At 70.2% G+C, this 23,002-nt stretch carries 19 protein-coding genes; 9 read left to right on the top strand and 10 right to left on the bottom strand.

The features are described from left to right. The first annotated feature begins 66 nt into the window (after positions 1 to 66). From AC1MGR_RS19065 to AC1MGR_RS19050, 4 genes are all read left to right on the top strand, one after another. Complete coding sequence (locus tag AC1MGR_RS19065; protein WP_055952804.1) at positions 67 to 333, top strand: ferredoxin; 267 nt, start codon at positions 67 to 69, stop codon at positions 331 to 333. Beyond that, positions 330 to 1,637, top strand: coding sequence for an NAD(P)/FAD-dependent oxidoreductase (locus tag AC1MGR_RS19060; protein WP_480232574.1), 1,308 nt, complete (start codon positions 330 to 332; stop codon positions 1,635 to 1,637). Before AC1MGR_RS19065 ends, AC1MGR_RS19060 begins: the two co-directional genes overlap by 4 nt. After that, positions 1,634 to 2,896: a cytochrome P450 gene (locus AC1MGR_RS19055; RefSeq protein ID WP_108034301.1), complete on the top strand. Its 1,263-nt coding sequence runs from the start codon at positions 1,634 to 1,636 to the stop codon at positions 2,894 to 2,896. The genes AC1MGR_RS19060 and AC1MGR_RS19055 overlap by 4 nt, the downstream gene beginning before the upstream one ends. A gap of 292 nt (positions 2,897 to 3,188) precedes the next feature. After that, a complete protein-coding gene (locus AC1MGR_RS19050) occupies positions 3,189 to 5,033 on the top strand; it encodes a methyl-accepting chemotaxis protein (protein WP_480232573.1) in 1,845 nt (614 codons plus the stop codon). A 134-nt stretch (positions 5,034 to 5,167) separates the two neighbouring features. Here the strand turns inward: AC1MGR_RS19050 and AC1MGR_RS19045 are convergent, their stop codons facing one another. Then, the gene (locus AC1MGR_RS19045) at positions 5,168 to 6,742 is read right to left on the bottom strand and encodes a multicopper oxidase family protein (RefSeq protein WP_480232572.1); all 1,575 of its coding nucleotides are present in this window, start codon (positions 6,740 to 6,742) and stop codon (positions 5,168 to 5,170) included. Between the two features lie 407 nt (positions 6,743 to 7,149). Next, a complete protein-coding gene (locus AC1MGR_RS19040; protein WP_480232571.1) occupies positions 7,150 to 8,154 on the bottom strand; it encodes a DUF2778 domain-containing protein in 1,005 nt (334 codons plus the stop codon). A 526-nt stretch (positions 8,155 to 8,680) separates the two neighbouring features. Here AC1MGR_RS19040 and AC1MGR_RS19035 point away from each other — a divergent pair. Continuing rightward, the gene (locus AC1MGR_RS19035; RefSeq protein WP_108034304.1) at positions 8,681 to 9,277 is read left to right on the top strand and encodes an AprI/Inh family metalloprotease inhibitor; all 597 of its coding nucleotides are present in this window, start codon (positions 8,681 to 8,683) and stop codon (positions 9,275 to 9,277) included. A gap of 61 nt (positions 9,278 to 9,338) precedes the next feature. On the opposite strand, the gene AC1MGR_RS19030 is transcribed toward AC1MGR_RS19035, so the two are convergent. Beyond that, positions 9,339 to 10,607 (bottom strand): outer membrane beta-barrel protein, encoded by a 1,269-nt coding sequence (locus AC1MGR_RS19030; protein ID WP_480232570.1) that lies wholly within the window; start codon positions 10,605 to 10,607, stop codon positions 9,339 to 9,341. Between the two features lie 723 nt (positions 10,608 to 11,330). Here AC1MGR_RS19030 and AC1MGR_RS19025 point away from each other — a divergent pair. After that, positions 11,331 to 12,359, top strand: a complete 1,029-nt coding sequence (locus AC1MGR_RS19025; protein ID WP_480232569.1) for a KpsF/GutQ family sugar-phosphate isomerase — start codon at positions 11,331 to 11,333, stop codon at positions 12,357 to 12,359. Between the two features lie 4 nt (positions 12,360 to 12,363). On the opposite strand, the gene AC1MGR_RS19020 is transcribed toward AC1MGR_RS19025, so the two are convergent. Then, positions 12,364 to 13,452, bottom strand: coding sequence for a glycosyltransferase family 61 protein (locus tag AC1MGR_RS19020; protein ID WP_480232568.1), 1,089 nt, complete (start codon positions 13,450 to 13,452; stop codon positions 12,364 to 12,366). 161 nt (positions 13,453 to 13,613) lie between these two features. Here AC1MGR_RS19020 and mutL point away from each other — a divergent pair, with 161 nt between their 5' ends. After that, positions 13,614 to 15,515, top strand: a complete 1,902-nt coding sequence (mutL, locus tag AC1MGR_RS19015) for a DNA mismatch repair endonuclease MutL (protein ID WP_480232567.1) — start codon at positions 13,614 to 13,616, stop codon at positions 15,513 to 15,515. Here the strand turns inward: mutL and AC1MGR_RS19010 are convergent. Then, on the bottom strand, positions 15,512 to 16,123 hold the full coding sequence (locus tag AC1MGR_RS19010; protein ID WP_480232566.1) for an FMN-dependent NADH-azoreductase: 612 nt from the start codon (positions 16,121 to 16,123) through the stop codon (positions 15,512 to 15,514). The two genes, mutL and AC1MGR_RS19010, sit on opposite strands and share 4 nt — an antisense overlap. 76 nt (positions 16,124 to 16,199) lie before the next feature. On the opposite strand from AC1MGR_RS19010, the gene AC1MGR_RS19005 reads away from it, so the two are divergent. Then, complete coding sequence (locus AC1MGR_RS19005) at positions 16,200 to 16,595, top strand: winged helix-turn-helix transcriptional regulator (protein ID WP_108034310.1); 396 nt, start codon at positions 16,200 to 16,202, stop codon at positions 16,593 to 16,595. Between the two features lie 15 nt (positions 16,596 to 16,610). On the opposite strand, the gene AC1MGR_RS19000 is transcribed toward AC1MGR_RS19005, so the two are convergent. The 4 genes from AC1MGR_RS19000 to AC1MGR_RS18985 form a co-directional block, all read right to left on the bottom strand. Then, on the bottom strand, positions 16,611 to 17,744 hold the full coding sequence (locus AC1MGR_RS19000; protein WP_480232565.1) for an SPL family radical SAM protein: 1,134 nt from the start codon (positions 17,742 to 17,744) through the stop codon (positions 16,611 to 16,613). A 123-nt stretch (positions 17,745 to 17,867) separates the two neighbouring features. Further along, complete coding sequence (gene rsmD, locus AC1MGR_RS18995; RefSeq protein ID WP_480232564.1) at positions 17,868 to 18,425, bottom strand: 16S rRNA (guanine(966)-N(2))-methyltransferase RsmD; 558 nt, start codon at positions 18,423 to 18,425, stop codon at positions 17,868 to 17,870. Next, a complete protein-coding gene (locus tag AC1MGR_RS18990) occupies positions 18,422 to 20,419 on the bottom strand; it encodes a pseudouridine synthase (RefSeq protein WP_480234838.1) in 1,998 nt (665 codons plus the stop codon). Before AC1MGR_RS18990 ends, rsmD begins: the two co-directional genes overlap by 4 nt. A 1,113-nt stretch (positions 20,420 to 21,532) precedes the next feature. Beyond that, entirely contained in the window at positions 21,533 to 21,736 is a 204-nt protein-coding gene (locus AC1MGR_RS18985; RefSeq protein ID WP_056474959.1) for a CsbD family protein, read from the bottom strand. Between the two features lie 318 nt (positions 21,737 to 22,054). Here AC1MGR_RS18985 and AC1MGR_RS18980 point away from each other — a divergent pair, with 318 nt between their 5' ends. After that, positions 22,055 to 22,522: a nucleoside deaminase gene (locus AC1MGR_RS18980; protein ID WP_480232563.1), complete on the top strand. Its 468-nt coding sequence runs from the start codon at positions 22,055 to 22,057 to the stop codon at positions 22,520 to 22,522. A gap of 112 nt (positions 22,523 to 22,634) precedes the next feature. Here AC1MGR_RS18980 and AC1MGR_RS18975 read toward each other — a convergent pair whose 3' ends face one another. After that, positions 22,635 to 22,955: a hypothetical protein gene (locus AC1MGR_RS18975; RefSeq protein ID WP_480232562.1), complete on the bottom strand. Its 321-nt coding sequence runs from the start codon at positions 22,953 to 22,955 to the stop codon at positions 22,635 to 22,637. Between the last annotated feature and the right edge of the window lie 47 nt (positions 22,956 to 23,002).

Here is a 23,002-nt window from a genome sequence, read left to right as displayed (position 1 = left end):
GGGCCGCGTCCCCGTACCGCGTGGCGCAGGTCGGAACCGGGAGCGGGCCGGGTACATTGCGCAAGCATGTCCGACTTGAACCATCACGACCGGCCGAGCGCCGACGGGCGGCGCGCCGCCGGAGGCCTGCGGGTCACCGTCGACCTCAACCTCTGCCAGGCCTACGCCCAGTGCTGCTACGCGGCCCCCGACCACTTCGTCCTGAAGGGTCGCGAGGCCCTGCACTACGACCCGGCCCCCTCGGCCGCCGCCCGCGACGACATCGAACGTGCCCGGATCGCCTGTCCGGTCCAGGCCATCCGCGTCGAGGATGCCGGGGCCGACCCGCGATGAGCGACGCCGAGATGCGGGTCGTGGTGGTCGGCGCCTCGCTGGCCGGCCTGCGCGGCGCCGAGAGCCTGCGGCAGGCGGGCTTCCGGGGCCCTTTGACGATCATCGGGGCCGAGCCCCACCGCCCCTACGATCGGCCGCCCCTCTCGAAGGCGGTGCTGACCGGCGAGGTCGCGGCCGACGCCACGACGCTGCCGAACCTCGTGGCGCTCGAGGCCGACTGGCGCTTCGGCGACGCGGCCACGGGCCTGGACCGCACCCGACGAATCGTGACCCTCGCGAGCGGCGAGGGGGTGCCCTACGACCGGCTGCTCATCGCTACCGGGGCCTCCGCGCGCGCCTGGCCGAACCCTGCGGAGGCGGGGCTCGCGGGGGTGCACACCCTGCGCGGCCGCGACGAGGCCGAGGCCCTGCGGCGCGACTTCGCCGCCGGCCCGGCCAACGTCGTCGTCATCGGCGGCGGCTTCATCGGCTGCGAGGTCGCGGCCGCGTGCCGGGCCCTCGACCTCGCCGTCACCCTGGTGGAGACCGGCCCGACCCTGCTCGCCAAGGTGCTCGGCCAGCATCTCGGCTCCGTGGTCGAAGCCCTGCATACCAGCCTCGGCACCACCATCCGCAGCGGCGTGAAGGTGGCGGCCCTGGAGGATGACGGCGCCGGCCGCGTGGCGCGGGTCCGCCTCGCCGACGGCACGGTCCTGCCCGCCGACGTGGTGGTGGTGGCCCTGGGTGCGGTGCGCAACACCGGCTGGCTCGCCGGCTCGGGCCTCGCGTTCGACGAGGGCGGGATCGATTGCGACGCACAGGGCTACGTCCTCGACGAATCCGAGCAGCCCGACACCCGGATCGCCGCCGCCGGCGACGTCGCGCGCTTCCCCCATCCGCTCTATCCCGGGCAACGTATCGCGCTCGAGCACTGGGGCCACGCCGTCGCACAGGGCCAGCATGCCGGCCGGCTCCTGGCCGGCCTCGCGCCGGAGCCCTATGCCGAGGTCCCGGCCTTCTGGTCGAGCCAGGGCGGCATCACCCTCAAGTCGGTGGGCCTGACCACGGGCGCCGACGGCTTCGTCGTGGCCCGGGGCAGCCTGAAGGAGGGTCGGTTCGTGGCGGTCTACGGCCGCGAAGGCCGCTGCATCGCCGCCGTGGCCTTCGACTGCGCCCGCTGGCTCCCGACCTATGCCGAGCTCATCGCGGCGGGGGCGCCGTTCCCGCCGGAGCCCGGGGGCGTCGATGCCGGCCCCTTCACCGTGCTGCCCCCGGCCTTTCCCGAACCCGCCGAGCCCACATCTCCCGAGAAGGACGCGGCATGAGCGACCACACCCTGTTCGCGCAGATCAAGGACGAGGCCGCCCGGCCGGACCCGTACCCGCTCTTCGCCCGCCTGCGGGAATGCCCGGTCTCGCGCCAGGAGGACGGCACCTACGTGGCCGCTTCCCACGCGGCGATCGCGAGCCTGTTGCACGACCCGCGGGTGAGCTCCGAGACCCTGCCGCCGGCCGACCGGCCCAAGACCGGCAATCCGCTCAAGGACTGGCTGGTGAAGCCGGTGCGCGACCACATCACCGACACCCACCGCCCCTTCATCTTCCGCGATCCCCCCGACCACGACACCTTGCGCGCCGCCGTGATGCGGCAGTTCACGCCGCAGCGGGTGCAGGCCCTGCGGGCCCGCTCGCACGTCCTGGTGGACGAGATCCTCGACAGGCTCGGGGATGCGACGGCGATCGACATCGTCGACGACCTCGCCTATCCGCTCCCCGTCACCGTGATCTGCGAACTCCTCGGCATCCCGCCGGCGGACGAGGCGCAGTTCCACGGCTGGGCGACGCAGCTGGCCACCGCCCTCGAACCCGACACCCTGCAGGACGACGACCTGCGCGCCGAGAACAGCCGGACCTTCGACGCCATCTCGGACTACATGCAGGGCCTGATCGCCGAGAAGCGCAAGGACCCGCAGGACGACATGCTGTCGGGGCTGGCGACGGAGCGCGTCGACGGCCACGGGCGCATGAGCGACTTCGACCTCATCGCCACCGCGATCCTGATGCTGGTGGCCGGCCACGAGACCACGGTGAACCTCATCACCAACGGCATGCTGACCTTGCTGCGCCATCCGGAGGAGCTGCGGCGCCTGCGCGAGGACCCGACCCGCGCGCCCCGCGTGGTGGAGGAGCTGCTGCGCTACGAGCCCCCGGTCCAGTTCCGCACCCGCAAGACCCTGTGCCCGATCACCCAGAACGGGGTGACCATCCCGGAGGGCGCGCCCCTCGTGCTGCTGCTGGCCTCCGGCAACCGGGATCCCGAGGTCTATGCCGAGCCGGACCGCTTCGACCCCGACCGGACCGACAACCGCCATCTCGGCTTCGGCGGCAGCCTGCATTACTGCGTCGGCGCGCCCCTGGCCCGCTTCGAGGTCGAGGCCGCCCTGGTGGCCCTGGCCCAGCGCCTGAAGAACCCCCGCCTGGCGAGCGATCCGCCGCCCTACCGTCCCGGCTCGGCCCTGCGCGGCCCCAAGCACCTGCGCCTCGTGATCGACGGGATCGCGCCCCGGACACCTATGCCAGACTAAGACCCGAATTGTAGCGTAAAAGCCGATCATGTGATTGAAAAAGGGCCACTCATCTCCTGAGAAAGGCGGTCGTTTTAACAGCTTCTTTCAATCTGCATTTGAAAATGGCCGCCTCGCTAGCACGCCACGAGACGGACCCATGAAGCTCGGTATTCGCGCACGGCTCTTTGCCGGGATTGGCATGTTGACGCTCCTTACCGCTGGAATCGGCGGTGCGGCGCAGTATCAGCTCCAAAACGTTCTTGCTCAATTTGAGCAACGCGATCGAATACAGGTCAACACGCGCCACATCGTGACGATTTCTGGTCTCGCCGACCGGTTCGCCGCGCAGGCGCTCGACTACCGGAATTCGGCGAAGCCCGACCTGCTGACGACGCTCGAGGAGACGCGCCAGCGCATCGTGCACCAGAGCGCGACCGTCACCAGCAACACGGTGTCCGAGGAACGCCGGAAGCTCTACGCCGAGTTGCGCGACCGGGGCGAGGATCTCAGGCAGGACGTCGTCCGCCTCGGCACCACCGGTGCCGCGGTGGCGGCGGCCCGCGCGCGTCTGTTCGGCGGCGGCAACGACCTGACCCGCCTGACCGGCGCCCTGATCGCCGAGGTCCGGGCGAAGGGCACCGAGGCGCAGCTGCTTCAGGCTCAGACCCTGGAGAGCGCGATCCTGATGATGCGGTTGTCCAACTGGCGTTTCCTCGCCACGCTGGAACCGACCGGGCCGTCCGTGTTCACGGAGAGCAGCCGGACGGCGACGGCCGCGGCCAGGGCCCTGCATAACATCGATTCCGGCCGGAAGTTCACCAGCGCGCTGACGCTGACCGAGGGAGCCCTCACCGTCTACGACGTCACCTTCCAGGAAGCCGCGAAGGCGCTGGAGGAGAGCCGCGCAGTGTTCGAGGAGAGCGTCAAGCCGAAGCTGGCGGGCATTCAGGCCGTCGCCGCCAAGGCGCTGGCCATGGCCGAGGCGCGGATGGCGGAGGTCCTGGTGGAGACCCAGGGCGGCATCCAGGCCAGCGAGCGCCTGCAGCAGGGTCTGCTCGTCGTGGCGCTGATCTTGAGCGGGACGCTGGCCTTTCTGATCGCCCGCAGCCTCATCCGGCCCATCGCCGGCATGACGGAGGCCATGACCCGCCTGGCCGCCGGGGAAACGGCGGTCGCGGTGCCGTCGCAAGATGCGACGGACGAGATCGGCGCGATGGCCAAGGCCGTGGACGTCTTCCGGCAGAATGCCATCGCCCGCATCGCGCTGGAGGCCCAGCAGGTCTCGGAGCGCTCCGCCCGCCAGCGCCGCGCCGACCGCGTCGACGAACTGGTCGGGGGGTTCGAGCGGACGATCGGCGGCGCCATCGCGGTCGTCACGGCGGCCGCCACCGAACTCGACGCCACCGCCCGCTCGATGACGGGCGTGGCCGACGCGACCAGCCACCAGGCCCAGGCCTCCAGTGCCGCAGCCGAGCAGACCTCCGCCAACGTGCAGACGGTCGCCTCGGCGGCGGAGGAGATGGTGGCCTCCCTGCGCGAGATCGAGCGTCAGGTGCAGCAGTCGAACACGGTCGCGACCACGGCGACGCGGGAAGCCCAGGCGACCGACGCGGCAATGACCAGCCTGTCGGCGGCCGCCGAGCAGATCGGCGAGGCCGTGACGATGATCTCCAGCATCGCGGGCCAGACCAATCTCCTGGCCCTCAACGCCACCATCGAGGCGGCCAGGGCCGGCGAGGCCGGACGCGGCTTCGCCGTGGTCGCCACGGAGGTCAAGGAACTGGCCGGCCAGACGGCGCGGGCCACGAGCGAGATCGGCGGACACATCGCGGCGATCCAGCAGGCCACCGCCCAGGCCGTCACGGCGATCCGGCAGATCAGCCAGACCATCGGCTCGGTCAGCACGATCACCGAGACCATCACGGCAACTGTCATCGAGCAGACGGCGGCGACCGGGGAGATCTCGCGCAATGCCGTCGAGGCCGCCCGCGGCACCCAGGACGTCTCGGCGAACGTCGCCCAGGTGCTGGCCTCGGCCGGCGAGACCGGCAGCGCCGCCCAGCAGGTGATGATGGCGGCGGCCGAACTCTCGACCCAGGCCGTGGCCGTCCAGCGCGAGGTCGAGACCTTCCTCGACGCCATCCGGGCGGCCTGACGTCGACCCCGCGCGGGCGTCGGCGGGCGGATGTCCCAACGGCCGGGGAGGGCGGTCCCGGCCCCCGCGCCCAGGCCGAGAATGAGACTGAGATCGCGTCCGGGATCCGAAAGGCGCGCGCCGGCCGGGTCGGGTCAGGCCCGGACGTCGAGCGTGCCCATCATGCCGAGATCCTCGTGTTCGAGGATGTGGCAATGGTACATCCGTGGTCCCGGCAGATCCTGGCGCAGGCGGATGCGGACCGTCTCGCCGATCGCGACGTTCACGGTGTCCTTCCAGGACCGGTATGCGGGCGTCCGGACCACGCCGGCCTTCTCGATGTCCACGATCTGGAACTGGGTCCCGTGGATGTGGAAGGGATGGTCCATGTCCGACCCGTTGACGATGGACCACGACTCGACCTGACCGACCTTCGAGACCGCGTCGATGCGTTTCGCATCGAAGCTCCGGCCGTTGATCAGGAACCGCATGCCCATGCCGTCGAGGGGCGCGGACGGGCTGGCCTCCGTGTGCGCCGTGGCGCCCTGGGACATGCCCTTCATGGCCAGCATGTCCTTCATGCCGTCTAGGCCACTGTCCTGCATCCCGTCCTCGCTGAGGACGAAGCGCCGGGAGACGACCGGTTCGCCGAGCGCGACGATCGGTCGGAGGACCTGCGGCAGGGGTGGGTAGGCGGCAGCCGGCCGTCCCGAAACCCGGGCGGTCAGCAGGACCCGTCCGGTCTCCTTCGGCTCGTCCGGCCCCATCCAGCCCCGGTCGTAAGCGCGCGTCGTCAGCCGGGCCTCGCCGGGCCGGTCGAAGGTCACGATGAGTTCCACGCGCTCGCCCGGCGTGATCATCACCTCGTCCACCGAAACCGGGGTCTCGACCAGACCACCATCGGTGCCGACGAGAAGCATGCGCGCGCCGTCGAAACCCATGCGCAGGAACCGGGCATTCGTCGCGTTGACGAGACGGATGCGGCGCTTCTCACCGGGCGCCACGGCCAGGACCGGGTTCTTCTGTCCATTGACCAGGACATGGTCGCCGATGCGGCCGTTCATGGCGTCGGCCCTGGTGCTCGGCGGCATCGTACCATCGGCGGCGATCCGCAGATCCGTCATCATCAGAAGCGTGTCGCCGTAGGCGGCCGGGATGGGATCGACCTTGGGCCGGACCAGGAACACGCCAGCCAGGCCGCGATAGACCTGCTCGGCCGTGAAGTCGTGCGGGTGCGGATGGAACCAGTAGGTCGCCGCGCTGTCCGCGGGGAGGTCGAAGGCGTAGAGGCGCTCCTCCCCCGACGCGACCGGGTTCATTGGGTTGCCGTCCTGATCGGATGGGACCGCGATCCCGTGCCAGTGAATCGTGGAAGGCTGTCCGGGGATTCGGTTGCGGAACCGGATCGCGATCCGATCGCCCTCCGTCGCCTCGATCACGGGCTGGACGCCGTCGAAGAGCAGGACGGGCGTCTCCAGCCCCTCCGCGTAGCGCACCACGCCCGGGCCGGCCGTCACCGTCGCGCTGAAGCGGCCGGGCACGGTCGATTCGTTCGACAGGCGCGGCAGCGCGCGCAACGGTTGCCCCTGCGGCAGGACGGGTCCGGCCGGCTTCGCGTGTGGGCGGGTGCCGTGGCCCGCCATGGTACCCATGTCGTGCATCATCTGCGCCGATGCGGAACGGGACCCGATGAGCCCCATGAGACTCGCCACGAAGGTACGGCGCCGCATCCTGAATCTCTCGCCTGATCATTCAGCCCATCAGCGGACAGGCTTTATCAGGCAAGACCAGAACCAATCTATCGTTAATCTCGATTTTGTTTCGAAACCATCAATATTGAACACAGAGTATTAGATCGGTTTCATTTGTAATGATCGTGCACTCTAGGCGGTGGCAGCGCAGGTTCCTGGCGTCGTGGCGACGCGTGGACAACGGGCCGACCGTCGTCGCAAGGTCTTTTGCGAACCGAGTCGAGCCCAATGCTGTGACGGGTGCCGAGAGGTAGCAGCGGTGGACGCGCCGGCCTCCGTACGAAGACACGGGCAGGGCGCGTGCGGCGGGCCGAATGCCCTGGCATCCGGCGTCAGATCTTCCGACCCGGCCGAACTGCGAAGTGCCGCCGGGCGGCCGCGGGGTCCTAGCCGCCCGCGACGACGACGAGGCGCTGGACCTCGCCCCGCAGATACGCCTGCAGGAACGTCTCGTAGTCGCGGAACGAGACGCAGCCGTTCGAGGCACCGCTGGCACCCAGCATGTAGGTGTGAGCGAGGAGGCCGACCCGACCGTGGACCGCCTCGGGGCCTCCGACGGGCGTGAGGCGCAGGGCGCGGACGCCGTGGAACGGCTGCTCGCGCTCGCGGATGTCGTAGGTGCCCAGCGGCGTCGGCCCCTTCATCCGCACGTGCGTGTGGCCGGGATTGTCCATGCTCTCCCCCAGACCCGAATGGGCCTCGAGCTTTTGTCCGTTCGGGAGGGTCACGACCTTGGCGCGGATATCGTAGACCGCGACGCCGCCGGTCGGGCTGGTCGGCACGGCGCTCAGGGCGCGCCGGAACACGTTGTCGACGGGCTTCGTCTCCAGGGCCGCGTAGGCGAGGCGCGGCGGCTCGGGGCTCTCCACGCCGAAGAGCTTCTCGATGAAGGAGCGGGTGTCCTCCGGGGGCGGCGCCGCGCTGGTGGTGCGGGCGGGCGCCGCGCGCGGCGCCCGGGCTGAGACGCGCCCGGCGCGGAATTCCGGGGGACGCGGCACGGGCAGCGGCACCCACCGCGCCACGAGGGGAGGCTGTGCCACCACCGGCTCCGCCGCGGCCGTGGGTGCAGGCTCCGGCGCCGCATCGGACGCGACCTCGGGACCGGGGGTCGCGGCGTCGGCGACGCGCTCGGGAAGCGAGGCGACCGGCGCCGCGGGCGTCGCCTCGTCGGGCGTCGCGGCCGCGATCTCCGAGGCGGGGGCTGGGTCGAAACCGACGGGCAGCGGCGGCGTCACCGCCGTCGCGACGACAAGGCTCGGATTCTCGGCCGGCGGACGGGACCAGGCGACGACGCCCGCGGCACCGGCGCCGAGGAGGAGGGCCACGAGGCCGAGGCCACGGGCGATACGCCCCGACCCGATCGACTTGGAACGCTCGGCAGCTTCAGCCATGGTCGGCGCCATCCCCTGCATGGGCCGGCGCGACTGCCGGGCCTTCGATCCGGGCCCGAGGGGGCGCGGGCGACGGGCGCGAGACTGCGCCATCCGTCACGAGGCTATCCGACCCGGTCGACTCGGCATTTGTGAGGCAGGATTGTGCCGAAACTGGACAGCTGCTTGCACCCCGACACGCTCTACTGGCAGAATCTTCTCAGTCACTCTCAAGAGACTGTCGAACACATGTCGCCACAATTTGGCCCGGAGTGCGACCCGTGGACCGCCGCCCCGGGTTCGAACGCGATTCCGTCGCTCGGCCTGACGGGAGGTCGGCGGGCGGTCTCCCGGCAGGCCCCTGCGACGGGCCGGCGGCCGGCCCCTGAGGCACGAACGCCACACCCGCCGCCAAACATCGAGCGGTCCCGGCAAATCCCGCGCGGGCCGGGTTCGGTGCCTTGCCGCCAGCGCAATTGCCGGTGACGCAGGCCGAAACGCCGAGCCCCCCGGCTCCGCGCCCGCACCTGCCCGGAACATGACATCGATGCCGCGTTCGCTCCTGTCGACAGCCGCCGTCCTCGCGCTCGCCGCCAGCCTCGGCGCCTGTGCCTCCCAGCGCCTCGACGGTCCCACCCGCAGCCGGATCGCCCCCGGCCCCCAGGCGGCCCTGGAGCCCGTCGTCCCCGCCATGCCCTCCGGCCCGGTCACCTCGGAGCCGCTGGCCCCGCCGCCGGGCGCCACCGCCGCCCCGGCCGACCTGCCGCCCCCCGTGGGCGGGACCGTGGCCGTCGCTCCCTCGACCCCGGTGATCGCCCCGGACGCGCCCCCGGTCGCCCCGGCCCCGCCGCCGGTGGTGGCGAGCGGCCGCTCGTCCGTGGTTGGGACCTGGAATGCCAAGGACGCCACCGGCGCGAGCTGCAAGGTCTCCCTCTCGAGCGCTCCGGCCCTCGACCTCTACAAGGCCAGCGCCTCCGGTTGCCCGAACAAGGACCTCTCCAAGGTCACCGCCTGGGATTACCGGGACGGCGAGGTCTACCTCTACCAGCCCGGCGGCACCGTCGCGGCCCGGCTGCGCCAGGGTGGCGGGGCCCTCGACGGCGCGCTGTCGAAATCCGGTGCGTCGCTCGCGATGGTGCGCTGAAAACCCCGCGACCTCGTCACGACCCTCTCGGTATACCGCGCGGAAAAAGTGGGCCTCCGCGTCACGGATTGACGCGCAGGCCGAGCAGGAACGTGTTCGCGTGGAAGCTCGAACCGGCCGAGGTGCTGTCGAGGCGCTGGTAGATGTAGCTCCCGCGCATCGCCAGCCAGCGGTTGAAACGATAGTCGATCCGCGCCGTCGCCGAGAATCCGCGTTCGGTGATGTTCACCCGGTCGTAGTCGTTCGACAGGTAGCTGATCCCGCCGGTCAGCGAAAGATTACGCAGGAGGTCGTGCTGGACTTCCAGCGTCGCCGTTTGTGTCAGCACACCGCTCGAACCGGGCACCGACGTCTCGATCACGCCCGTCGCTCCATTGAGGCGGACCGTGGTGAGCGGGCTCGCGCTCCAGATCAGCGCCGCATTGATGACGGGCGCCGTCAGGTCGCGCAGGGCCGGGTCGACGTAGCTGCGGTGCTGAAGTCCCACCGAGATTTCGCCGGTCACGAAGCGGGTCAACGCGAAGGTCGCGCCGGCCGAAAGCGTGATGCCATCCGAATCGCGCCGTATTCCGGAGGAATCGACGCGTAGATCGTAGACCCGCGTGTCGGCCAGGACATCGACGAAGGGCGTGATGATGGGCGAGATCTCGTATCCGGCCCGCAGTTGCAGGCCGTACTGGTTCAGGTTGCGATCGCTCTGCCGTATGATGGTGCCATCGGAGAGCTGCGCATCCTCGAACTCCGAGCGGTCGAGCAGGCCCCTCAAGCTGACCTGGACCCGGTTGAACCGCTCGGTGACCCCGACCGTGGTGCCATAGCTCGCGATCAGCGGCCGGGTCGCCGTGGCGGCCGCCAGGTCGGGCGTGCCAGTGCGTTGTGTTTCCAGGAGAAATCGGCCTTCGACCTCGATCCGCGTATCGCGGTTCGCATCGATCCGTAGGCGCGTCACGCCGGCCCCGTTCGGGCGACTGGCGCCCTGATTGTCGGGATAATCGACGTAGCCGCCCCGCAGGTCGCCGGTGAGCTCGCTCGACGACCAGTCGCTCCGAAAGCTCAATTCCCCGTCCGTCCGCAGCGCCAGCGACGGCTTGGCCAGCCGATTGGTGATCTGGTCGGGGTTGGTGTCGTAGCCGATGCTCTGCTGGATCGCCGGCAGGATCGTGAAGGTCCCGACCTTGATCCCGAGCGGCGCATAGGCCTCGTCGATCGTGATCGGCCGCCGCAGCGCCGTCGAGAGGAAGAAGCCCGGCGTCTGGACACCGGCCAGCGGCAGCACCGTCGGCAGCGGGACACCGCTCACGGCACTGCGCACCACCGGTGTGAGACGCAAGTCGTACGAGGGCACCTGCGTGATCGAGCGGACCGGCCGGACGGTAGCGCTGCCGAAGCGGCGCGGCGGGATCGCCCGGAGCCGCAGGAGGTTCGTCAGACCGCGATTGTTGGGTCCATTCGTTCCGCCGGAGGCAAGGGCGCTACCGGATCGGCTGCCGGCCAGCGCACGGGTGGCTAGGCCTCCACTGCCTACCGTCTCACCGCCGGTGGCTGAACCGTTGCTGTTCAGGACCCCGCTGCCCGAGACGGCACTGCCTCGCAGACCCGCGCCCAACGGTTGAACATCGCCCACGGCGGGCGTTCCGAGGACGCTGTCGGGCGCACCGGAGGGGAGCGCCTGAGCCTGGGCGTAGGACGGCAGCGTGAGGGCAGCGATCAGGGCAAAGCCGCGAAGGCCTTGGTTGCGCCATCCTGCAATCGGCCCTGCGCGTGTCACGGATCGACGTCTTTCCGCTGACCTTGACGCCGAAGACGGCGCTTCGAGACCTGGACCGCCTGCGGATGCGCGAGACGGACGATGCCTGGCCGCCCCCCCTATGGAAGACGCTTCGACCTCATGGTTAACAGGCCTACAACCGGCACGGTTAATGGGTCGTCAACGCGGCTCGGAGGACATCACGGGGGTGCCGGAGAGTCGCCATCCGACCACATTCCCTGTTCATAGGCAGGCGACCGTGGCGCCTTAAGCGCACGCGATCTGACGAGAAGGATACGGGCCGGTATGGCTCCAGCAGACAGCGTCCAGGCCTTGCACCCCACCTCGATCCCCACGGATTCGACGCTCTCGCCGGCGGTCGCCTCCGCCCTGCGGACCATCGAAACCGAACGCGACGGGCTCGCCTGCTTGATGGAGTCCATCGGCAATGGTCTCGGTGCAGCGTTCACCGAGGCGGTGTCGCGCATCGCCCGCGCCAAGGGTCGCGCCATCCTCACCGGCATGGGCAAATCGGGCCATATCGGACGCAAGATCGCGGCGACGCTGGCCTCGACCGGGACGCCCGCCCTGTACGTTCATCCCGCCGAGGCGAGCCACGGCGATCTGGGCATGATCCAGCCCGAGGACGTCGTGATCGCGCTTTCGTGGTCAGGCGAGACGACGGAGCTGGCCGATATCATCGGTTACGCCCGTCGCTACCGCGTCGGTCTGATCGCCATCACGTCCAACAGTTCGTCGACCCTGGGCCGCGAAGCCGACATCTGCCTGACCCTCCCCAAGGCGCGCGAGGCCTGTCCGAATGGCTTGGCCCCGACGACGTCCACGGCGATGCAGCTCGCCCTCGGCGATGCGCTCTCCATCGCACTTCTCGAGGCGCGGGGCTTCTCGGCGCGGGAATTCAGCATCTTTCACCCGGGCGGTCGCCTCGGCGCCTCGCTGCGTCAGGTTCGCGAGGTGATGCATACCGGATCCCAGCTGCCGGTGGTCCCACGCGGGACACCGATGCGCGCGGCTATCGCCGAGATCGATGCGAAGGGGTTCGGCTCGGTGGTGGTGGTGAACGCCGATGGACGCCTCGCGGGAATCCTCACGGACGGCGATCTACGCCGAAATGTCTTCCGCACGGATCTCGATAGCCTCGCGGTCGAGGCGCTGATGAGCGGCACGCCGCGGACGGTTGCTCCCGAGACGCTGCTGGCGAAGGCCCTGGAGATCCAGGAATCGATGAAGATCACGGCGCTGATCGTCGTCGAGGACGACCGCCCGGTCGGGCTCGTTCACTACCATGATCTGCTCCGATCGGGCGTCGCCTAAGCCGTCACAGGCGACGTTCGAGCCAGCGCTGCACCGGCTTCCAGCCCGGGATCCACTTGGCTCGCCACCGTGCCGCGTCCTCGGCGGCATCGCGGGCATCGAGGCTATCGAAGGCGTTCGCGCGCTCGATCATCTCGTTCGCGACCGCGTGGGGATCCGGGATCGACCAGCCGAAATGAAAGCCCGGCTCGTCGCCGATCGTGCTCCCAGGAACGTAGTAGTACCGCGCCTGGGTGCCGTTCAGTGCATCGAGCAGGGGGAAGTTGGCGTGGACCGGAGGCGTCCAGTTCAACGCCAGGATCCGACGGTTCGGAGCGGCGAAGACGGCGGTATGGAACGCCGACCCGGCCGTTCCCATGACCATTCTACGCTCCGAGAGGAGCCGGACCAGTTCGGGAAACCGCAGCATCTCCGGGAAGACGATGTCGACCCCCTGCCGCGCCAGTGCCTCGCACAACACGTCCTCGTTGCGGAGTCGCGAGATCCCCGAACCCAGCCTGGCCTTAGATAGGTAGACAGGTCGCGCTTCCCGATCGACAGCGGCCAGATCGTAGAAGGCTTCGCCGGTAAATCGCGTCAGCGTGCCGTAGATTGCGTGGGTGAGATCCTGCTCCTTCACGCTCGGCTCCGGGACCAGCAGCGTCGGGACCCGCGTCACGTTCTGAAAGGTGACGAGGTCTTCGATGGTCAGGTCGAAGCGAGCGAGAATGTCGGCGAGGAACGGTAGCGTCGCCCACTTCGCGTGCAGCGCATCCAGGGGGCCTTCCGCATAGCAGAGGAGGCGCGGCTTTGGTCCCGTCCAGGAGAGGAGCGGCCAGAGGCGCGCGAACGTGCCGAGGAGGAAATGGCCATAATGGGTGATCAGCGGACCGATGAAGAGTGTCGGGCGATCGTCTGCCTCGTCCACGACGTCGGTCAGCATGGGATTGGCGCCGAATTCAATGATGGTGCCATCGGCATCGCACAGGGCCCAGCTCCCGTCAGGAGTCGCCGGCTGGTACACGGCGTTGGTCACGGTACGCAGGCCCGGAAGTGTCTCGCGCTGTTCGGTACGGCCCCATACGGTGCGGCAGCGCTGCAGCTTGGCCCTCACGCGCGGACGCGCCCTTCGAAACGAAACCGCAAGGTCTTCATACCGCCGAACTTGTTTCCAACGATGGAAGCGAGGGTGAAAGCGACAACCGGTGTGACACGAACCAACGTTTCCCTCATGACCTTTCGGCTGGGTCCGAGGGCACCTATAGTTTCCTCCGCATGTCCACGCCACCTCGCCCCGTCCGTCGCCTCGATCCGATCCTCGTCGACCGTATCGCAGCGGGCGAGGTCGTCGAGCGACCCGCTTCTGCTGTCAAGGAACTCGTCGAGAACGCAATCGATGCCGGCGCACGCAGCATCGAGGTCACGATCGAGGGAGGCGGTCGACGCCTGATCCGCGTCGTCGATGACGGTGCGGGCATGGATGCGGACGATCTTGCGCTCGCTGTGGAGCGGCACGCCACGTCCAAGCTGCCGGGGGGAGATCTTAGCTGTATCGAAACGTTGGGCTTTCGCGGCGAGGCCCTACCCTCCATCGGGGCGGTCGCGCGCCTGACCCTGACCAGTCGGACGGCCACGGCCGAGACCGGTGTCACGCTCACGGTGGATGCGGGCAACAAGGGCGAGGTCCGCCCAGCCCCAAGCGCGCGCGGCACGCGCATCGAGGTGTCCGATCTGTTCTCCGCTACTCCTGCGCGCCTGAAATTCCTCAAGTCCGACCGGGCCGAAGCGGCGGCGATCGGAGATACCCTGCGTCGGCTCGCGGTTGCTCAGCCCCAGATCCGGTTGGTCCTGCGATCCGAAAGTGGGACACCGCTGGTTGTCCCGGCCGTGACAGAGGCGGGTCCTTCGGCGGTTCTCCGGCGGCTGACCGGCGTGTTCGGTACCGAGTTCGGTGGGAACTCGCTGGCCCTCGACATGGCCCGCGAAGGCTTCGCCCTTTCGGGTCACATCGGTCTGCCGAGCTTCCATCGGGGCGCCGCGAGCCAGATCCACTTCACCGTCAATGGCCGGCCAGTCCGGGACCGACTGCTGCTCGGCGCCGTGCGGGGGGCCTATGCCGATACGATGAGTTCCGACCGCCACCCGGTCCTGGCCCTGGCGATCCTGTGTGATCCGGCTTTGGTGGACGTCAACGTGCATCCGGCCAAGACTGAAGTGCGTTTTCGCGATCCCGGTCTGGTCCGAAGCCTGATCGTTAGCGCGATCCACGAGACTCTGCGCCAGGCGGGCCTACGTGGCTCGACCATGGGCAGCGCCCACACGCTGGACGCCCTGCGGCCGACGGATCTCACCGCTCATTCCGGGGCCGGTGCCTACCCGGTGTTCTCGGCGAGCCGACCGCGCTCGATGCCGTCCGTTGCCGCGCCCTACTCGTATCACCAGACGGCGCCGCACTCGCCGGCTCTCACAGGTTTGGCTGAGGGCCCCCAGGCCCGCTTCGCACTGGATTTCGCGCCCCCGGCGGCAGATCTGCGCCCGGCTCTTGCGCCGGCGGAGGACCAGGCGCACCCCCTCGGCGCGGCGCGGGCTCAGTTACACGAGACCTACATCGTCGCCCAGACGGCCGACGGTCTCGTCCTTGTGGACCAGCATGCCGCCCACGAGCGCCTGGTCTACGAACGCCTCAAAGGCGAGCGCGCGCGGGGCGGCATCGCGCGTCAGGGCCTACTGATCCCGGACGTGGTGGAGATGGCGCCCGGCGAGGCGGAACGCCTCGTGGCGGCGGCACCCGATCTCGACCGGCTGGGCCTGACGCTGGAGCCCTTCGGCTCGGGCGCCGTCTTGGTGCGGGAGGTACCGGCCGCGCTCTCCGGCGCCTCGATCCGGGACCTCGTCATCGATATCCTCGATGCACTCAGCCAGAGCGGTCTCGAAGACGAGAGCCCGGACGGGACCGACGAGGGTGCCGGGCCCCTCGGTCGGCGCCTGGACGCGATCCTGTCGCGGATGAGTTGCCACGGCTCGATTCGGGCCGGCCGGCGTCTGCGCCCGGAGGAGATGAACGCGCTCCTGCGCGAGATGGAAGCGACGCCGCTCGCCGGCACCTGCAACCACGGCCGCCCGACCTTCGTGGAGCTGAAGCTCCACGACATCGAGCGGCTCTTCGGTCGACGCTAGACCGCCGGCAGGTTCGCGGCGGCCTTCAGCGCCTCGTCCAGAGCTTTCTGGCGGGCATCCGGGCCGAGCGCGATGCCCTCGGCGACGATGACCTCCGGATTCGTGATGCCGATGAAGCCCAGGACCACGCGCAGGTAGGTCTCGCAATGCTCTGCCGCGGCGTTCGGCGTTCCGGGTCCATAGAGGCCACCCCGGGCTACGGCGACGATGACCCGCTTCTGTGGAACGAGGCCGACGGCGCCGCTCTCGGTGTACTTGAAGGTCTGGCCCGCCACGAGGATGCGATCGATCCAGGCCTTGAGCTGCGAGGAGATCGTGAAGTTATACAGGGGCGCGCCGATCACCACGATGTCGGCGGCGAGGAACTCGGCGAGGACGGTCCGGCCGAGCGCCACGTCGTGCTGGATGTCCGGCGTGTTCGTCGCGTTCGGCTGCTGGCCTGCCAGATAGGCGCCGGAGAGATGCGGAATCGGCGTAGCGGCGAGATCGCGGTAGGTGACGTCGAGGTCCGATGCCCCCGCCTGCAGATGCGTCACGATCGCGGCTGAAACCGCGCGGCTGACCGAATGGTCGCCCAGAATGCTTCCATCGACGTGGAGGAGTTTCATCTTCGATTCCCGGTATCAGAAGTGTACCGAGGCGGTATAGAGGACCAGACGCGCTCCCGCGCAAGGAGGCACATTCGTGGAACTGGGGCACAACGAGGGAACCAGGACGGACACACGGCACAACCTGGGCGATTGCCGGGTCGTCGGCACGGTCCTGTCGCGGATCGGGGACAAGTGGTCGATTCTCGTGGTGATGATCCTGACGGATGGGCCCCGGCGCTTCAACGAACTGAAGCGCCTAGTCGGGGGCGTTTCGCAGCGGATGCTGACCTTCACGCTGCGGGGCCTCGAGCGCGACGGCCTCGTCTCCCGGACCGTGTATCCCACCGTCCCGCCGCGGGTGGAGTATGAACTGACGGATCTCGGCCGGTCCCTCCAGGACCCCGTCCAGGCCCTGGGCGCGTGGGCATTCTCGAATCTTCCGGCGATCCAGGAAGCGCGCAGCCGCTTCGACGAGGGCTTACCGCGCTGAATTCGCGACAAGACCTCAAGTCCAGTAGAGGATACGGGCCTTGGGTAAGGTGCGCTGGATCTCTTCCGTCAGGCAAGCGCGCATGGATTGCATCAGATCTTTCGGGAAGACGTACTTGACCGATCCGAACTTGGTCAGCTTACGACTTCGCTCCGCCTCGGACATGGGCAGATCCGAACCGGGATACCAATCTTGCAGCACGGTTTTCGAACCGGGCGTGAAGCGGTGGGTGATGAGCTCGACGGTCAGATCCACGTCCGTCACGCCGGCCAACGCCACCGAGACGTCGTGGATCAAGCCCGCATAGGCGTCCCGCCAGTCCGGCACGGGCAGGATCGGCGCGATGGTGAGACCGACCGGATACCCGGCCTCCGCGACGTCCCGGAGAGCCGTCAGCCGCGCATCCAGGCTCGCCGTTCCACCCTCGTAGCGAGCGGCGGCGCGTGCATTGACCGAGAACCGGATGCGGGTACGCCGGTTGTGCGCGAGGCGGAGCAGGGGCGTTACGGCCGCGAACTTGGTGGTGAAGCGGAGTTGGACCGGCGCGTCCCAGGCGCCGAACCGGGTGATGGCGGCAGAGAGCGAGCCGGTGAGGTGTTCGATGCCGAGGGGATCGGTGTAGCAGGAGGCCTCGAAGGTGGTGCCTTCTCGGGCGCGATCGGCCTGGGTCGAGGTGATGGCGCCCTGGCCGAGATAGGCGTGGAGGTTGTCGAGGATCGCGTCGAGGTTGGCGTAGGCCCGCGTCACCGGGGGGCCGGAGAGCGAACCCGCGAGATAGCAGTACTGGCAATGGGCCGGACAGCCCTCGGCGAGGTCGAAGCGCCAGTCGGCGCTCGGGGGAATCGGCTGGAGCTTCAGCTTGGTCGGCGGCGCGACGACGATGGCCAGCGTCGCCTTGGCCTCGCGATAGGCGGTCCGCGGATCCGAATTCCGTAGACCTGTCAGGCGGTTGGCAGCCAAGCGCTCGACCGGCAGGCCGAGGGCCTCGGCGCGGGCCACCATCGCGCGGCCGTGGGCGTGCTCTAGGGCGGCCGGGGTGACGAGGACCCGGCGCGGGCGCCAGAGACGGGACGGACCCGGCGCCGGGGCAGGCGCGGAGGCGGCCGGATCGCTCTCGGCAAGATCGGTTCGGGGTTCGGCGAGGGCCATACCGGGGAAACGCGCCCGGGCGCCGCGGGGGTCCGCCGCGCGCGCCTGGGTCGCGCCCGTATACCACGAAGGTCGTGGCGCGGGGGCGTCCGTATACCAAGAGGGTCGTGACGAGGTCGCGCCTCAGCCGGCGTAGCGCGCGTAGGCGAGCGCGGTGTCGCCATAGACCCGGCGTTCCAGCTCGGTAAATCCGGCCGGCAGGGCGACGTGGACGCTCGCGGCTTCCTCGACGACCGCGAGGGCGCCGGGGGCGAGCCAGCCGCCATCCGCCGCGCTGGCGAGCGCCGCCGGGGCGAGGTCGCGGTTGTAGGGCGGGTCGCAGAACACCAGGGTGAAGGTGCCGCTGGTGCCGGCCGGGCCGAGCCGGGTGGCATCGCGCCGGAACAGGCGGGTCGCGCCTTCGGCGCCGAAGGATTCGATGTTCTCGCGAATCAGGGCTCGGGCCTCGGTGCCCTCGTCGACCAGGAGGGCGTAGGCCGCACCGCGGGACAGGGCCTCGAAACTGAGGGCGCCGGTGCCGGCGAACAGGTCGAGGACCCGGGCTCCCGTGACGGCGTCGTTATAGGCATGCGCGAGGACGTTGAAGATCGCCTCGCGCAGGCGGTCCGAGGTCGGCCGGATGGCGTCGGTCTTCGGGGTGGCGAGGCGGCGACCACGGTGATCGCCGCCGACGATCCTCACCGTGCGCCACCGCGAGGCGGACGGGCGCCGCCGGGCTTGCCGCCACCGGAGCCGCCGCGGCTGAAGCCGCCCGGTTTGCCGCCGGGCTTGCCGCCCGCCTTGAAGCCGCCGCCCGGCTTGCCGCCGCCCTTGAAGCCACCGCGCTCGCCGTCGGGGCGGGCGCCCTTGTAGCCACCGCGATCGCCGTCGGGGCGGGCGCCCTTGTAGCCACCGCGATCGCCCTCCGGGCGGGTCCCTTTGTAGCCGCCGCGCTCGCCATCCGGGCGGCCGCCCTTGAAGCCACCGCGCTCGCCGCCGGGGCGGTCGTTGCCGCGGAAGCCACTGGGCTTGTCGCCCCGGAAAGCGTCCCGGCGGTCGTCGCCGCCCTCGGCGCGATTCGCGCTGCTGCGGAAGGGGCCGCGCGGACGGTCTTCACTCCCGCGGGGCGGACCACGGCGCTCGGCGCCGTCCTGGTTCCCGCGCGGGGGACCACGGCGCTCCGCGCCGTCTTGGCTCCCGCGGGGCGGACCACGGCGCTCGGCGCCGTCCTGCGCGCGGAAGTTCCCGCGCGGACGGTCGTCGTCCCGACGCGGCGGCCGGCCTTCGCCGCCGAAGCTGCGGGCGGGCCGGTCACCGGCCGTGCGAGGCCCCGAGGCACGGTCGTCGGATTGCCGGAAGGGGCGGGCCTGCGCCTCGGCGCGGGGGAAGCGGTCCTCGCGAGGGGCGGTCTCATCGCTGCGACGGCGCACAGCGCTGTCGCGGCGGTGCGGCTCGGCGGCAGGCTCCTGCGGGCTCGACTTCAGGCGCTCCACGAGGACGCGGCGCTCGCCGGTGCTGATGGCACCGACGCGCTCGCGGCCCCGGGAGGCGGCGGCCTCGCGCTCGGCCTTCGGATCAGCGCCCCGGCGCGGGATCTTGACCCGGCGCGCCGCGTCCTCGGGACGAGCCTCGTCCTCGGCGCGCCACACGGAGCGGCGCGGCCCGGCGCTGTTGCCGCCGGTGGGCACCCGGGCGGGCTTGACCGGCGCCATCGGGCGGCCACCCCCGCGCGGCGCCTCGTCGTCGGAGGACCGGCGCTGGGCGGCCGAGGCACTGCGGGCGGGCTGCTTGGCCTGCTGCTTTGGCGAGCCGAAGGGCGCGATCGGCTCGCGCACCGGGCTCTCGAAATCGACGCCGGCCTGCTCGGACAGCGCCAGACCGAGCTGCTCCTTGAGCACCTTGGTGCGGATCTCCTCGGTGAGGCCCGCCTCGAGATCGCCGAGCTGGAACGGCCCGAAGGAGAGGCGGATCAGGCGGTTCACCGCGAGCCCGAGATGCTCGAGGATGCGCTTGACCTCGCGGTTCTTGCCCTCGCGCAGGCCGAGCGTCAGCCAGAGGTTGTCGCCGGACGCGCGGTCGAGGGTCGCGTCCACCGGGCCGTAATCCATGCCGTCGATGGTGACGCCCCGGCGCAGCTTGTCGAGCTCGGCCTGGGTGGTGTCGCCGTGGGCGCGCACGCGGTAGCGGCGCAGCCAGCCGGTATCCGGATGGGCGATGACCTTGGCGAGGCCGCCGTCGTTGGTGAGGAGCAGCAGCCCCTCGGTGTTGATGTCGAGGCGCCCGATGGCGACGACGCGGGGCAGGTCCTCGGGCAGGTTGTCGAAGACGGTCTGGCGCCCTTCCGGGTCGCGGGCCGTCGTCACGAGGCCGCGGGGCTTGTGGTAGATCCACAGGCGCGTGCGCTCGCGGGCCGGCAGCGGCTCGCCGTCGACGGTGATCCGGTCGTCGGGGGTCACGTTCATCGCCGGCGAGGTCAGCACCTTGCCGTTGAGGGTGACGCGGCCCTGCTCGATCATCGCCTCGGCGTCCCGGCGCGAGGCGATGCCCGCGCGGGCGATGGCCTTGGCGATCCGGTCGCCCTCGGGCGTGCCCTCGTCACGGGCCGGGCCGGCGGATGCGGGGGCCTCGGGTCGCGATTGGGCGGGCTTCGCCAGTGGGGTCTTGCGGCGCAGGGGCGCATCGCCGCCGCGGGGCATGGCGGCGTGCCGGACCTTCGGCTTCTCCTCGGCCGAAGGGCCGGGAATGCCGGCATCGGTCGCCGGAGCCCAGGGCTCGGCCGAAGCCTTCGGTGCGGCCGAAGCCTGCGGCTCTTCGGGGGCCTTGACCTTGGTGCGCTTGGGCGCGGGCTCGGCGGCGGCAGGCGCGTCCGCCTCGGCCGCGGGAGCCTCGGCCTTTGAGGATTTGGCTGCGGGTGCCTCGGCCTCGGCGGCGGCCGACTCGCGCGTCGCAGTTTCGGGAGCCTTCGCCTTCGAGGTCTTCGCCTTCGCGGTCTTCGCCGTCCCGGCCTTGGCCTTGGATGTCTCCGGGGCGACTTCAGCAACGGCCTCGGCCTTGGCCGGCTTGGACTTCGCGGCTTTCGTCTTCACCAATTCGGCGGCTTCGACGGGAGCCGGAGACTCGGCGGACGCGACAGACTTGGCGGGCGCGGCGTCGGCGGTCTCTGCCTTCGCCTTGGCAGTCGCTTTCGAAGCTTTGGCCTTCACCGGCTCGGCGGGCGTCGGCGCGGAGGCGTCCGGCTTCGCGGACTTCGCTTTCGAAGGCTTCGCGTCGGCAGGTGGGGCGTCCGAAGCCGTCGCCGCCGAAGCCTTCGCCTTGCCGGCGCCGGTCTTCACGGCGGACGTCTTGACGGCCGGAGCTTCGGCAGGGCTCGCCTGCGCAGGCTCGGCCGTTCCGGCCTTGGCCTTCCCTACACTGGCCGACTTCGCGGGCTTGCGCGCCGACCCCCCGGCCGCCTCGGCGGCGGGTGCGGCGGCGCGGGCCTTCGGTTCCGCGGTCGTCTGTTCCGGGATCTTCGGCGCCGCCACGGTCTTGCTCGGCGCCTTTGTCGAGGCCTTGGGCTTCGAACGGGAGGTCTTGGCAGGCGCGTCCTCAGACTTGCCCATCGTATCGTCAGTCTTGTCGGTCATGCCTGCCCCATAACAGAGCGGACGCGTTGTTGCGAGTGATCCCGCGCGCAAGGGCCGCGGGTTCGGTGGATGCAGGCCCCGGACAGGGAAGCTTCAGACGTGAAAAAGGCGGCTTGCGCCGCCTTTCCGAATTCATCAGGCCGAAATCAACGCGCCCGGATCATCGCTCCAGGGCCGCGCGAGTCAGAGCTTGCTCTTGACCGTGTCGGCGGCGTTCTTGACGCCATCCTTGGCGTCGCCGACGGTCTTCTGGGTCTCACCCTTGAGCTCCTGGGCCTTGCCCTCGGCCTTCAGCTTGTCGTTGTCGGTCACGTTGCCGATGCCCTGCTTGACGTTGCCGACAGCCTCGTTGGCGAGACCCTTGATCTTGTCGGTGGTGCTGCTCATCGTGCGCTCCTCGTCTTCGGGTTGGCGGTCGGCGTCGTCTCGGCCGTGCCGCATTGCTCACCCCAACGGCCACGCCCGGATGATGTTCCGGCTTTTAACATGCTCGTGAAGCCGGCCGGGTCCGTGCCACGGCCCAGAACGGCGGACCGACCGCATCGTGGGCGTCGAGGATCGTGACGCCGAGTAGCATGATGCCGAATAGCGTGACGCCGAGGACTGTGACGCCAAGGATCGCCGGCACCGAGAGTTGCGGAGCGGCGTCGCGGGCGCCAAGGATCGGGCGCCAGGGATCGGGGGCCGATCCGCAGGATTCCGCCGATGCCAGAGACCGAGCCCGCCGCCACCGACCCCTTGAGCCTCGCCTTCGCGGCGGCGCGCCGGGCGGCCGGGGAGGGCGAGGTGCCGGTAGGGGCGGCGGTGGTGCGGGACGGAGTCGTCGTCGCCGTGGCCCACAATCGCCCGCGGGCGCTGCGCGATCCGACCGCCCACGCGGAGATCCTGGCGATCCGGGCCGCCTGCCAGACCCTCGACGACGAGCGCCTGAGCGGATGCGACCTTTACGTGACCCTCGAACCCTGCGCGATGTGCGCGGCCGCGATCTCGTTCGCCCGCATCCGGCGCCTCTACTTCTCGGCCGCGGACCCGAAAGGTGGGGCGGTGGAGCACGGGTCGCGCTTCTTCAACCAGGCGACCTGCCACCACAGGCCGGACGTCTATGGGGGCCTGCGCGAGGGGGAGGCCGCGGCGCTGCTGCGGGACTTCTTCGCCGAACGCCGCGAGCCCTGATCCGGCGTCCGGATCGATCCTCTCGGCCGGAACAGGTCCGTACGTCCAGGCAACAGAGGCGTCGCGTGCGAGAGCGGTGACGTCGCTGTCGCGCGAGGGGGAGCCGGACGGATCAGCTTCCGCCGCCGCCCCCGCCGCCGGTGTTGCCGATCGGCTTCTGGTTCTGCTCGGCATTGCCGGAGGCGCCGGAATTGTTCGAGATGCTTGAGGCGCCCGTGGCCCCTGGGGCGATGGTGCCGATCGATCCGGGGCCGCTGTTGTCGATACCGCCGGGCTTCACCACAGGGCTGCCCACCACGCCCGGTGCCGTCATGCGCGGCGGGCCGGGCTGCTTGATTTCGGCCGGGGTATTGCCCTCGGCGAAGGCCACGGAGCTGCCGGCGAGGAGGCCGCTGGACAGAACCAGCGCGAGCGTGGGGGAGATGATCCGCATGAGGTCCTTCCGGGGATGGGCGTGATGGGGGTCGGTTTTTAGACCAA

The sequence above is a fragment of the Methylobacterium sp. BI1 genome (genome assembly GCF_056680125.1).
Note: the sequence above shows the minus strand (reverse complement) of the source record. Positions and strands in the feature narration are given on the sequence as shown.

Excerpts from the sequence above, each read along its gene's own strand:
- AC1MGR_RS19055 (WP_108034301.1), top strand. The coding sequence starts at position 1,634 with ATGAGCGACCACACCCTGTTCGCGCAGATCAAGGACGAGGCCGCCCGG.
- AC1MGR_RS19040 (WP_480232571.1), bottom strand. The coding sequence starts at position 8,154 with ATGGCTGAAGCTGCCGAGCGTTCCAAGTCGATCGGGTCGGGGCGTATC.
- AC1MGR_RS19010 (WP_480232566.1), bottom strand. The coding sequence starts at position 16,123 with ATGAAACTCCTCCACGTCGATGGAAGCATTCTGGGCGACCATTCGGTC.
- AC1MGR_RS19045 (WP_480232572.1), bottom strand. The coding sequence starts at position 6,742 with ATGCGGCGCCGTACCTTCGTGGCGAGTCTCATGGGGCTCATCGGGTCC.
- mutL (WP_480232567.1), top strand. The coding sequence starts at position 13,614 with ATGTCCACGCCACCTCGCCCCGTCCGTCGCCTCGATCCGATCCTCGTC.
- AC1MGR_RS19000 (WP_480232565.1), bottom strand. The coding sequence starts at position 17,744 with ATGGCCCTCGCCGAACCCCGAACCGATCTTGCCGAGAGCGATCCGGCC.
- AC1MGR_RS19035 (WP_108034304.1), top strand. The coding sequence starts at position 8,681 with ATGCCGCGTTCGCTCCTGTCGACAGCCGCCGTCCTCGCGCTCGCCGCC.
- AC1MGR_RS19065 (WP_055952804.1), top strand. The coding sequence starts at position 67 with ATGTCCGACTTGAACCATCACGACCGGCCGAGCGCCGACGGGCGGCGC.
- AC1MGR_RS19060 (WP_480232574.1), top strand. The coding sequence starts at position 330 with ATGAGCGACGCCGAGATGCGGGTCGTGGTGGTCGGCGCCTCGCTGGCC.
- AC1MGR_RS18990 (WP_480234838.1), bottom strand. The coding sequence starts at position 20,419 with ATGCCCCGCGGCGGCGATGCGCCCCTGCGCCGCAAGACCCCACTGGCG.
- AC1MGR_RS18975 (WP_480232562.1), bottom strand. The coding sequence starts at position 22,955 with ATGCGGATCATCTCCCCCACGCTCGCGCTGGTTCTGTCCAGCGGCCTC.
- AC1MGR_RS18980 (WP_480232563.1), top strand. The coding sequence starts at position 22,055 with ATGCCAGAGACCGAGCCCGCCGCCACCGACCCCTTGAGCCTCGCCTTC.
- AC1MGR_RS18985 (WP_056474959.1), bottom strand. The coding sequence starts at position 21,736 with ATGAGCAGCACCACCGACAAGATCAAGGGTCTCGCCAACGAGGCTGTC.
- AC1MGR_RS19025 (WP_480232569.1), top strand. The coding sequence starts at position 11,331 with ATGGCTCCAGCAGACAGCGTCCAGGCCTTGCACCCCACCTCGATCCCC.